Origin of the sequence: Psychrobacillus sp. FSL K6-2365, assembly GCF_038003165.1 — a bacterium.
In the GTDB taxonomy this organism is placed as follows: domain Bacteria; phylum Bacillota; class Bacilli; order Bacillales_A; family Planococcaceae; genus Psychrobacillus; species Psychrobacillus psychrodurans.
This window is the reverse complement of record NZ_JBBOOO010000001.1, coordinates 460910-473168: the sequence shown is the minus strand read 5'-3', so window position 1 is coordinate 473168 and position 12259 is coordinate 460910. Positions and strand designations below refer to the sequence as shown.

The following is a 12259-nucleotide window of genomic DNA, read 5'->3' as shown; positions in this document are numbered from 1 at the left end:
TCATTTAAAATAGGAAGTACATTTTCACTATTAACCTAACCTTTTACCATAACTTTAGAATTAGTTTCTAAATTAGTTAGTTTCCAATTTGTTGAATGGAACAAAGTTGTCTTCTACTATATATCATAGCTAAAAAGTTAAAGGATTTTATTCTATGAAGTTTATTGGTATGGTTAAAAGAGATTAAATTGGAGGAATTATGGAATGCAAACTTTACAATTTGAATCTTCGTGGGAAAAAACTATTGCTATCAAAGATAGAGAGCTAATAACAGAAATTTTTCAAGATAGTAATATGATAGATGGACAAATTATTCGGTTGGTACCCATTTGGGAAGCTCTGAATTATAAAGGAGAGATATTAGTTACTGTCTTGATTCATAACTTTGCAGATATTGAGCAAATTTTTCAGAAACAAAAAATTGCATATATAGAAAAGGAAACAATTATTGCAGAACACACTTTTACTGTTCCTAAGTTAATTATTAAACCTAAAACCAGTATGCCTTGGACATTTATCTTCCCTGTCGAAAGTTTGAGAATGAAAGAAATCAATGGGAATGGAAATTTAGAATTGCAAACAACTTCTTAAATAGTAAAATGCCTAACGAATATGATATTTCGTTAGGCATTTTATATTGTTTTTACTTTTTTGTTACCAGGTTATTATGCAGTTTTCATTAATTCCTTATCTTTTCTACCATGCATTAAATAGTATAGAGGAATACAAAGTATAATTACTACAACCATTGCTACAAATATTGTACGGTATCCCGTCTCGGGTACGATAAAGCCTAAAACGTATGGGCCTATGCCTAAACCCAAATCGAATAGTATAAAATAGGTTGCAGTAGCTAAACCGAAACGATGTGGCTCTGTTACTTTAACTGCGATCGTTTGTGCAACTGAATTAAAGTTACCATAACCAAACCCTATAAATGCTGCTGCAAGAAGTAACATCCAACCTGCCGAAGCTTGGCTAAAGAAAAACATCCCGATAGCAAATATAACTATGCATGGGTAGACAATAACGTTTGCACCTCTAGAATCCATTATTTTACCTGTAAATGGACGAGAGAAAATAATAACAACAGCATAGACTAAAAAGAAATAACTAGCTGCACTAACTAGATTAATAGACTCCGCATAAAAAGACAAAAAGGTCATAACGCCTGAATAACTAAAACCGATGATCAATGCAATAAAAGAAATAGGCACTGCTTTCGGTTCGATAAATTGAGATAAAATTGAGCTTTTTACTTCTGTTTGTTCTGGTTGTTTAATTGGAGCTAATTTTAGTTTTACAGCTGCTAAGAATAGCATACATATGAGCGACAAAAATAGGTTCATCACAAACATGATCGTGAAGCCACTGTCCATATTCATCAGTAGAATCCCTATAAAGGGACCAACAGCTGTTGCTAATATAGCACTTAAACTAAAATAGCCAATCCCCTCTCCTTTACGCGCACTTGGCAATATATGAGCCACAATAGTACCCGTTGCAGTACCAATAATTCCTACTGCAATCCCTTGCGCTAATCTGTTGATTAACAGCAGTGGAATACTGTTCGCCAAGAAGTAAAGTGCCGATGTAATGGCAAAGAAAGTTAAACCTAGCCACAATACTTTAATCGGCCCTTTTTGTCCGATAAAACGTCCAGCACCAAGTCTACCCAACAATGAGCCAATAATAAAAATACTTGATACTAAGCCCGCCGTACTAGTAGAGGCTCCAAATTCCGTTGTTGCATAAGATGCGATTGTTACCAATAATAAAAAATATACTAATGTTGCTAAAAAATTTATAGTTGAAACGATTGTAAATTCCTTCGTCCAAAGTTTTTCTTTGTTCATAAACTACCACTACTTCCTAATATTTTGTTGCAATTTTTCTAAAACCTTTTCCACAATCTCACATTCTTCTTTAGTAATGCCTTCTAAAAGCGAAGATTGGAAAGTATGAACCGCTTCTTTTAATTGTTGATATTTAGCTATACCGTTCTCCGTTAAATGCATTACTTTTTTTCGTTTATCTGTTCCGTAAACTACGTATATTAATTGTTGATCAATAAGCTTCTGCGCAAGTGCTGTGACAGAAGGCTTCTCAACACTCCAATACAGGGCAATTTCTGAATTTGTCGCAGGACCAACTTCATAAATGTATCTTATTAATCCCCACTGGGCTTCTGACATTTGAAAAGGACTCAACACTTCCTGAAGACCATTCGCATAAGGTCGTTGAAGAATTTTAAATTTAGCAAACATCGAATTCATATAAACCCCTCCTTTATTATCATGAAAATTAGTTAGTTAACCTAATTAATTAAATAACACTTATTTGAATTTGTAAAGTAATTTACAATTCATTCTTTTTACAGAGTGAATGCATATAAAAACACCCTTACCAATTTGGCAAGAGTGCTGTAACAAGCTTTAATTAAACTCACTATTTAGGTCTTTCAATTGAAAAAATATCACCAATGGTTGCATAACTAGATCCTGCTAGGCGGCTGATAGCATTTAATCCCTTTGGATCAATCCTCCCATTTTCATAAATTGCTTCATCTATATGAAATCGAACTACTTCTCCAATGAATAAATCACTTCCTGGCTCTTCTCCACCTAAAGGAATTGCTTGTATTAGTCTACATTCCATTCGTACTTTCGCTTCCTTTACACCTGGTACAGAAATATATTCACTCGGTACGAGCGTTAGGTTCGCCAATTCGATTTCACTTACCGCTGCTGGTAATGATGCTGCTGTTTCATTAATTTTAGCTACATTCTCATCATCCACAATATGGACAACAAATTGTTGGTTGCCATAAATATTGCGAGCAGTATCTTTCACTCTTCCTCCTGGCCTTTGGATAGCAAGTGACACCATTGGCGGATTGGATGAAACAATATTGAAATAGCTAAACGGGGCCCCATTAACAATCTCATCTTCAGACTGTGTTGTAACAAAAGCAATGGGTCTAGGAATAATAGAACCAATTAAAAGTTTATAGTTATCTCTCTCACTATTTTGTTTTGGGTCAATAGAAATCATTTCTTCTTCCCCTTCCTTAGTCGATTGGACGAACTTGAATTGGAATAAGCGAGCTTACTAATCGCTCACGGTGTTGCTCAAATTGTGCTGGTAACATCAATTGAGTCCCCATCGTTTCCAGCGATTCATCATGTGCAAACCCTGGAGGATCTGTTGCAATTTCAAACAAAATCTCTCCGGATTCACGGAAATACAATGCGTTAAAATAGTTACGATCCTTTAACTCTGTTACATGTTTACCACTATTCATGGTATGTTGTTGCCATTCAACATGATCTGCATCATCTTGTGCACGCCATGCGATATGATGAACGGTACCAACACCCATCGAACCGCTTACACCTGTTACCATTTTTAAATCTATAATGTTGCCGATATCTGCTGAAGCTTTAAAGCGTGTATAATCACCTTCAGTTCCAACTAATTCAAGCCCCATTACATCAGTTAATGTTTTAGCCGTTTCTTCAGGTCTGCTTGAGTAAAGTGTTGCACCACCAAAGCCTTTAATCGCAACTTCTGGTGTTACTCCACCAAAATTCCAGTTATTTTGTTCACCTTCTGCACGTTCGACAAGTTCTAGGTGTAAGCCATGCGGATCATCAAACTGAATCACTCGTTCTCCAAAACGCTCTGCTTTTTTAAACGGAATTGCATTCGTTGCCAAACGGTTTACCCAAAAGTTAAATGATCCTGTAGGTACTACATATGTTGTAACTCCAACTTGACCGTCTCCAATTTGTCCCTGATAAGCATTTACCCAAGGGAAAAAAGTAATAATTGTACCAGGTTTCCCCCCACCATCTCCAAAGTACAAGTGATATGTTCCTGGATCATCGAAATTCACAGTTTGTTTGACTAAACGTAAACCTAATACCCCTGCATAAAAATCAATATTTTCTTGTGGATGACCAACGATAGCTGTAATATGGTGAATTCCCGCAGTATGTTTTTTCATCATTATTTCCTCCTATTTGATAAATTTCTCAAATTCATCGACTGGCTATGGTGACCACCTGTAAGCTTTAAATCTTCACAAATTGGTTTTAAATCACTTTCTGTCATTTTCACTTCTTTTAAAAGTTACTTGCAGATGTCTATTTCCCCTACCTTCACTCAATCGGTTCTAATTTCTCCTCGATTTCCGCGCGCTTAACTTCCAAAAATGGAGGTAGGTCTAACTCTTTACCTAGTGATTCAATGGTAGAGTCCACTGTAAAGCCCGGTCCTTCTGTCGCCAACTCAAATAAAATGCCATTTTCTTCTCTAAAATATAAACTCTCAAAATAGTAACGGTCTGTAATTTTCATCACCTCAAAACCAAAGTCTCGAATACGCTGGTGCCACTCTCTTAGCTCCTTGCCATCTTTTACACGGATAGCTATATGATGTACACTGCCTTTTCCAGGTTTTTCTTTAGGACCGTCTTGCTCCACAATGACAATTTCACCAAAAGCCTGCCCTTTCACAGATTGATAAATAGCTTTGTTTCCCATATGCGATGCAAGTACATACCCAAATAGGTTTTCTAATGTATTCGCTAGGCTATCAAGCGATTGCACAGTCATTTCTACAGCACCAATTCCAAGAATACGATGTTCCTCTAAAACAACTGAATCACCCCAAGACCGCCAAAATGCTGGTACCTCATCGCCACTATTATTTAAAAGGACTAGTCGTAAGCCTTCGCAATCCTCAAAATGAAGTGCATCACGTCCTGCATACATAGTTAGCTCCCCATGCTTCACATCGAGTACTTCAAATCTTTTCTTCCAATATAGTAAGCTGTCATACGACGGCACTAGTAACCCGATTTGTGTTATAGCGTTCGTCCCTCTCTTTGTGCTTCCCACCATTGGGATTTCAAAAAAGGATAGTTCTGTCCCAGCACTTCCAGTTAAATCCCCATAAAACAGATGATACATGCTCGGATCATCTTGATTGACCGTTTTTTTCACTCTACGAAGTCCGAGGACATTTTGGTAAAACTGATTGTTTTGTTGTCCTTTTTTCGTAATCATAGAAATATGATGATGTCCTGCTATATTGTTCATTATCGTTCCTCCCTTTCTTTATAAATTCTGAACAAAACCTTCAATCTACTTGATAGTATTTTGCTCAAAATTTATTTATAAAAAAACAAAATGTGCATGTGCTAATGCACATTTTGTGAATTATAGAAATTTAAATACTTACACCTCGGCGTAATACTTCCAAATTTTTATCAAGCTCGAGGCCTTAAATCAACAGGATGTTAAACGGTTAGGGATTGCCGCAGGACGCGGCATCCTTCTGCTCTTGCACAACTTTCGCAAAAAAATTTGCTGCATTAAGTTAAAATTATTTACGTATAGTATTTAATGCAGTTGTCCACGGAATCACTTGGTCTAACATTTGGTTCACTGAATCTGCTTGTACTGCAGCTGGTTTGAAATCTGTACCGTTTTCAAAGTCAGTAAATAGGGATAATGCTGGGTGTACACGGACATGCGCTACTAATAACTCACTTAAAATACCACGTAAATGTTCTGTTGCACGCGCTCCACCTACAGAACCATAAGATACGATACCTGCCGCTTTGTTGTTCCACTCTTCACGTAAGTAATCTAATGCATTTTTTAGTGCACCGGTTATAGAGTGATTGTATTCTTGAACGATGAATACGAATCCGTCTTGTTTAGAAATGATTTCTGACCACGCTGCTGCACCTGATGCATCGCCGCCAGCTTCACCTAAAAGTGGTAATTTATATTCTGCGATATCGATAATAGTGTAGTTTGCATCCCCACGTTTATCTGCTAATTCTTTTACCCATGCTCCTACTTGTGGACTTACACGTCCTTCACGTGTTGATCCTAAAATAATGCCTATATTTGACTTTGTCATTGTTTTTTCCTCCTCTTGTTGTTGTCCTTGTGTTCCAAATAATTTATTTAATAAACCCATTTTTTCTTTTTTCACCTCCTTACAATTACCTGTAATCGTTAATACAAGTACAATCCTTTTTTACAATTAAGTCTTGAATCCGAGGTATTTAGTTAAAAAAATTCATACCCTCTTTGCATGATGTTCAATTTCCGAGTAATTCAGTCGTTTAATTCTCTTCAATATTACCTTTAATTAATATATCTTTAATTCGAGATAATAATATCATATAAGAAATCTCAATGTCAACATATTAAATCCTAATACATTTAACACTCAGCAGCTTCTTAAAGTAAACAGTCCCTTTAGTACAACAAGAACATAGGGTTACCTTAGCTCCACAATAATTTTTCTAATGCACCAATTAGGAATAATAATATTCTAACAATTCATTTAATTTCATTCAATAAAAAAGCCCCGTTAAATTAATTAGCGGGGCTATAGAATCATTTACTATTTAATTTTGCTAACATCGCTTTGGATGGTGTTTCATACTTAATATACCCGTCCATCTTAGTAACCCACATACCGCTGCCAACATTATATTGACCACCATGATCTTCCCGATATCGGTAAACTCGATATTCTTCACCGGGATTCAGTACACGAACCATTTGAAGTCGTCCATTTTCATGTGGGTTATCTTGCCACAGGTTAATACGCTTTAAGATAGTTACTTTACCTATTTGACCTTTTACTAACTCTGTTTTACCCCACATAATTTTATCATCTGGAACACTCTCAAGTGCTTTTAACGGTAAAAATACAGGTCTATGACCAGCTCTCAACTGAGCAATTGTTAATCCTGTGGTGTATTGCAAATGAGGATAGTCTTCAAAACTCTTCCAATCTCCACCCCATTCAAAGCCCATTGATTTAGCGATAGCTGCAACACGCCTCCATTTATCGTTGACCGTCCACAATGATTTATTACCATCATCACTAACTAAAAAATAATCGATAGCTAGCCCATAATTGTGGACGGACGTTCCCGGCATTGCGTTCGAAACGATACTTCCTTTTGAACCATACTTTTTGCCATTCCAAATATAATTCGGTCTACCTTGACCATAAATATAGGCTTGTTCCTCATTTGAACGGAATCCAGATGATATTTGGATTTTAATACCTTCATTGTAACAACGCTTAATTAATTCAATAGTATATTCCTTCAATGAAGGATGAACAGCTCCAATGCGATTGACAGACCGATCTATTAATATATCTACTGATACTACCATAATCTCACCTCATTTCTTCTTTGGTTTATTATAATTTAATGCTTGTTCACTATCAGATAATCCCTTTGTCGTTGGATTTGCAACTACTCACCCAGCAAGCAAAACTAACATAAATGCATCCACATAGTTATTATATTCAGCCAAATCTATTAGACATGAGTTATTAACTTATCAATCCTACAAAACCAAATAAAGTCTCCCAAAATGGATAGTTTTGCTAACGAAGTTGATATTCATAAACGGTAGTTAATCGTAATACTGCAAAAAACACTGCTATTGCTCCACCGACAACAACAATAAAAGAATTGACGCTCGCTCGTCTTTTCCATTTGGTACCGCCTTTAATTTCCTTACGCCTTCTTTCAAATTATAATATCACGGCCATCTATTAGCCGTTTGTCTCTTATTTGGTGTATCAGAACGTCTTTATTAAATACATCTTTCCAAATATCCACTTATTAGCCTCCACAACGTCATTCCACATCTCAATATTTCTCTGTTTAATAAAATATAAAAAAAAAAAAACGCTCCAATTGGAACGCTCTTACGTTGTAACTATTAATTTCCCCTTACGCATTACATGTTTCTAAAATTTATTACTAAGCACTTATTACGATCCAACAACTTTAAATGTTTCATAGCTATGATTTTCATTACAAATGAATTACAAATTCCATATATTGCATACTTTAAGTTCTCTTAATGAGATAATCATTATACAACAATAAAATTGTTGAAGTCGTAACTAGGAGTTGTACCATGTTCGTTATCACACGAAATATAAATGGAGCAACAGAGGTTTTAAAATCTTCAAATAGCCAATTGGATAAAACTTTTTCGGATAAAGATGTAGCATTGAAGTTTGTGAAACAGTTAAACCAAAATATAATTCCATCTAAGCATTGGAGTGTTTCCAAACAATTAATAAATAGTTGAGCGCAAGTGGGTTAAAGCCTACTTGTTTTTTTATACAAAAACCAATTCGCTAAGGTCATGAACAATGAAAACACTACTATTGTAAAAGTGAATCTTTAAAAAAAAATAATCGTCATTCACCACGAAAGTGCTTTAAAGTAAAACTGTTTCAATCGTTTTCGAAGAGTTTTGGACTGACATTTCGCAATATTTTTACCGATTGAATTTTTAATTTTCTGATAACTGTAGATGAGTTAATTTCCTTTTGATAGAGTAAGCTCGCGAAGATACAATTTCGTTCACTATTTCACTTCTTTATTTAACAAACACTTATTATCCCCATTTATTTCCACTAGTATAATAGAAAGTCTGCTTTTTGCCTTTATCATTGGCAAAACTTATTTGTAATTCAAAAGCGATTACAAATTATTTATCACCCTCTAAAATTCAACCAATCTTATCATCTAAGCGATAAGCTATGCTACCTCTTATAGGAAGTACTACACTCTCATTGTAGTGGAAGGTGGCGACTCCAGCAGGATCAGTGAGACAGATGAAACATCACAACGCACCCGAAGGGACGGTGCTGGTTCATCGCTCACCCTGCGGAACGCGTCCACCTGAAACGGAAATCAGCTATACTTTCCCTATAATATAGTCCCACGAGCTCAGTGTTTACGCTACATTTTTATATTTCCAAAAAACACCCTTACCATTCCTGGCAAGGGTGCTCTATAAATGTTGCTATAATAGACTTTTTAAGTAAGCCGCCTTTGCCGTACATTCATTAGAAAGTTTTAAACCACCACTCCTCAAAGTGGGTGTTCGCAGAAACTATCCTGCATGTCCTTATTGTCTAAAAGAGAATAAGGCGTGTCATTCCAGCTCTATATAAAACTCCCTGTTACAGCTTAAAGGTTAAAACTTAATATCCATACGTACAATGCAGCTTATGTTTATATATTAAACCCTTCTCACAAACATTTCAATGGAAATGATTTCATTTTAAAATTAGGTATAATAGATAATACAGAAATGCTTGGATGGGGGATGTGATGAAGTGGATTTGAATAAAAAACAATCAGACGATGATTTTGAAGAAATAAGTGATGAAGAATTACAGCTACTAGTTCTTGAAGCACAACGGGAGGCACTTGAAAAAGAAGCGTTAGAAAAAACAAGACCAAAACTAAAGCGACCTTTTCCAAGGTGGATATTTTGGATAATTGCTTTCGCCTTATTCGTCAATACATTTGCGATGATTTTTCAAATTTACTCCATTCCAGCCATTGAATTTATCAAGACCTCCGCTAGGTTATCAACACAGGAAGATATCGCTAATTATAAAGAGGCTGTTGTTGTTGTTTTAACGGATGATAGTAAAGGAACTGGATTTTCTATTTCAAGTGAAGGAAAGGTTATTACCAATTATCATGTAGTGGAGGACAACGACAACGTAATAGTTGGTTTTCCAGAAGCAGGACGCTTTACCGCGGATGTTATAGAGATTTACCCAGATATTGATCTTGCAATTTTGCAAGTGGATGAAAAGGACTTGCCTTATTTAGAGCTTTCGGAAAACCCGTCTTATGAGTTCGGCGATCACATCACCTTTATCGGAAATCCATTAAAATTTACTAGCATTGCGAATGAGGGATCATTAATTGATTTTCATCAATTAAGTGATTGGGATGTCCCAGTCATGATGATGGAAGCTCCCGTATATAGAGGAAATAGTGGAAGTCCTGTTATAGACGATAAAGGAGAAGTAATCGGTGTTGTATTTGCCACTTTAGATCATGATGAGCATGGAAAAGTTGGACTGTTTGTACCGATTGAGGAAAACTTCAATGCGCAAAAATAACAAAATCTACTTCAATTGAAGCAGACTTTGTTATTTCTTGGAATCAACGAATTTTGTTACACTACATAATAAGCATTTAGACTTCACTTTATGTGGTAACACCTTATGTTGCAAATACTCCATTATGATTCATATACCATAAATAAAAAGATTCAGCTGGCACAGGTTTGCTTAAATAGTAACCTTGTGCTGTATCACAATTTATTGCTTGCAGATTATCCCACACTTCCTTACTTTCTATACCCTCCGCCACTACTTGAAGTCCTAAGTTATGGGCCAGATTGATAACCGTATTGACGATTATTTCATCACTTTTACTATCTAACATGTCTATTACAAAGGATTTATCCACTTTTATTTCATTGACTGGAAGCTTTTTTAAGTAGGCTAAAGAAGAATAGCCTGTACCAAAGTCATCTATTGAGAGGTTTATACCCATTGAGGATAAGTTTTGTAATATTCCTCTCGCTCTAGCTGGATTACTCATAATAAAACTTTCCGTTATTTCCAAAGTAAGTGTCTTAGGGTTCATATTGTATTTATTCATTAAAATTTGTATGTCATCTGAAAGTTGCATATCTTGAAGATTTGAAGCGGATAGGTTAACCGAAATCTGTAATTCTAATCCATCTTCTAACCACTTTTTACTTTGCTGCAATGCTTTTTCGAGAACCATGATTGTCAGCTTTTTCATTAGGCCATTTTGTTCTGCTATAGGTATGAACCGATCTGGCGGTATAAATCCATAGGTAGGATGAATCCACCTCAATAGCACTTCGACACCGGTCACTTTTTTTGTTTTCATATCGACCTGTGGTTGATAGTGAAGCTCTAGCCTATCATTTTCTATTGCTTCTTTGAGACTTCCTACTAAACTAAGCTCTTCTATTGTATGCGTGTCTAGTTCAGATGAAAAGATACAGTAGCCACTATCCTTTTTCTTGGCGGTATACATCGAGATATCTGCTTTTTTCATTAGGGTTTGCACATTATCCCCATGGTCTGGATAAAAGACAATTCCTTGACTCAAACTAATAGAAAGAACATGATCGTCTAGTATGAAAGGTTGTTCCATAGTGTGTATTACTTTCTTAGCTATATCTATCGTCTGTTCTTTCGTTGCTGTCGGTAAATAAAGCGCAAATTCATCCCCGCCTAAACGAGCTACAGTATCTTTTACATTTACAATTTCAACCAGTCTATTTCCAACTTGTTGAAGTAACAAATCTCCAAAGTGATGACCAAGTGTATCATTTATTACTTTGAAGTGATTCAAGTCAATCAATATTAGAGAGAAATTGCTATGATCATTTTTCGCTGCTTTAACTCCTTGTTCCAATCGATCATATAACAAATTGCGATTAGGAAGAGAAGTTAGTGAGTCATGCAAAGCTTGATGAGCTAAAGCATTCATTTGAGTTTTAAGTTCACTAATATCTCTAATAGTACATGCATATATACTATGATTATCAATAGTTGCATTCCCTAATTGAACCTCCACAGGAAAGTTACTAGAATCACTCCGAACACCCGTAACTTCTAATCTTTTTCCAAATTCATGTCCAAATTCTATCGCCAAGGTTGCTGCAGGAATAATTTGCATAATCTTTTGCCCAATTAAATCTACCTCTTCGTACCCAAACATCTGCTTAGTAGCGGGATTGACTGTTAAAATTTCAAATGATTCATTGTATGTAATCATCGCGTCTATAGAGGTATTTTTGATAATCCCATTCAAAGCCTCAGACTTCTTTAATTTGAGCGTAGTTTCTATTAGATCTTGATTGGCTTTTTCTAAGCTCTGTGTTTTTTCAAGCAATAGTTCCGTATATTCTTCTAGTCCTTTTTTGTTTCGGTGAATAGCAGTAAAACTTTCAATTTTAGATTTAAGGACATCCGGTTCAAATGGTTTGAATACATAATCTATCGCTCCAACGGAATACCCGGTATAAACATTTTCTGGGGCTTTACTAATCGCTGTAATAAAAATAATCGGAGTATCCTTTGTCTTCGGTCTAGATTTAATAATTTTTGCTGTCTCGAAACCATTTAATCCAGGCATTTGTACATCTAACAAAATTACAGCAAAATCATCCTTTAATAAGCATTTTAGCGCCTCTTCTCCCGAATATGCTCTAATTAGATTGTAATCTAGGTCGCCTAATACAGCTTCCAGAGCAAGCAAATTTTCTGGACGATCATCTACTAATAACACATTTACTTTTTCGATGTACTTCTCCATATTGCACATCCTCACTTTAGT

At 35.7% G+C, this 12259-nt stretch carries 11 protein-coding genes, 1 other RNA gene and 1 pseudogene; 3 read left to right on the top strand and 10 right to left on the bottom strand.

The window, feature by feature from the left end; all coding sequences use genetic code 11:
• The first annotated feature begins 204 nt into the window (after window positions 1-204).
• Window positions 205-591 carry an SLAP domain-containing protein gene (locus MKY29_RS02315; RefSeq protein ID WP_241597430.1) on the top strand — a complete coding sequence of 129 codons (387 nt, stop codon included), beginning with the start codon at window positions 205-207 and terminating at the stop codon, window positions 589-591.
• A 74-nt stretch (window positions 592-665) separates the two neighbouring features.
• Here MKY29_RS02315 and MKY29_RS02310 read toward each other — a convergent pair whose 3' ends face one another.
• From MKY29_RS02310 to MKY29_RS21990, 8 genes and pseudogenes are all read right to left on the bottom strand, one after another.
• Window positions 666-1856 carry an MFS transporter gene (locus MKY29_RS02310; protein WP_241597433.1) on the bottom strand — a complete coding sequence of 397 codons (1191 nt, stop codon included), beginning with the start codon at window positions 1854-1856 and terminating at the stop codon, window positions 666-668.
• 9 nt (window positions 1857-1865) lie between these two features.
• Window positions 1866-2276 (bottom strand): MarR family winged helix-turn-helix transcriptional regulator, encoded by a 411-nt coding sequence (locus tag MKY29_RS02305; protein ID WP_090564913.1) that lies wholly within the window; start codon window positions 2274-2276, stop codon window positions 1866-1868.
• Window positions 2277-2448: 172 nt separating this feature from the next.
• Window positions 2449-3054: a flavin reductase family protein gene (locus tag MKY29_RS02300; RefSeq protein ID WP_093493488.1), complete on the bottom strand. Its 606-nt coding sequence runs from the start codon at window positions 3052-3054 to the stop codon at window positions 2449-2451.
• 16 nt (window positions 3055-3070) lie between these two features.
• Window positions 3071-4009, bottom strand: coding sequence for a ring-cleaving dioxygenase (locus tag MKY29_RS02295; protein WP_340878872.1), 939 nt, complete (start codon window positions 4007-4009; stop codon window positions 3071-3073).
• Window positions 4010-4163: 154 nt separating this feature from the next.
• On the bottom strand, window positions 4164-5105 hold the full coding sequence (locus MKY29_RS02290) for a ring-cleaving dioxygenase (RefSeq protein WP_093493484.1): 942 nt from the start codon (window positions 5103-5105) through the stop codon (window positions 4164-4166).
• 286 nt (window positions 5106-5391) lie between these two features.
• Complete coding sequence (locus tag MKY29_RS02285; protein WP_090564920.1) at window positions 5392-5997, bottom strand: NADPH-dependent FMN reductase; 606 nt, start codon at window positions 5995-5997, stop codon at window positions 5392-5394.
• Window positions 5998-6422: 425 nt separating this feature from the next.
• On the bottom strand, window positions 6423-7217 hold the full coding sequence (locus MKY29_RS02280) for a M15 family metallopeptidase (protein WP_093493480.1): 795 nt from the start codon (window positions 7215-7217) through the stop codon (window positions 6423-6425).
• 9 nt (window positions 7218-7226) lie between these two features.
• Window positions 7227-7298 (bottom strand): annotated as a pseudogene (locus MKY29_RS21990) (phage holin); the annotation flags it as partial.
• 678 nt (window positions 7299-7976) lie between these two features.
• On the opposite strand from MKY29_RS21990, the gene MKY29_RS02275 reads away from it, so the two are divergent.
• A complete protein-coding gene (locus MKY29_RS02275) occupies window positions 7977-8153 on the top strand; it encodes a hypothetical protein (protein WP_340878871.1) in 177 nt (58 codons plus the stop codon).
• 739 nt (window positions 8154-8892) lie between these two features.
• Here MKY29_RS02275 and ssrS read toward each other — a convergent pair.
• A non-coding RNA gene (gene ssrS / locus MKY29_RS02270) (6S RNA) lies at window positions 8893-9087 on the bottom strand.
• A gap of 105 nt (window positions 9088-9192) precedes the next feature.
• Here ssrS and MKY29_RS02265 point away from each other — a divergent pair.
• Entirely contained in the window at window positions 9193-9996 is an 804-nt protein-coding gene (locus tag MKY29_RS02265) for a S1C family serine protease (protein WP_340878870.1), read from the top strand.
• A gap of 103 nt (window positions 9997-10099) precedes the next feature.
• Here the strand turns inward: MKY29_RS02265 and MKY29_RS02260 are convergent, their stop codons facing one another.
• Window positions 10100-12238: a two-component system response regulator gene (locus MKY29_RS02260; RefSeq protein WP_340878869.1), complete on the bottom strand. Its 2139-nt coding sequence runs from the start codon at window positions 12236-12238 to the stop codon at window positions 10100-10102.
• Window positions 12239-12259: the final 21 nt, after the last annotated feature.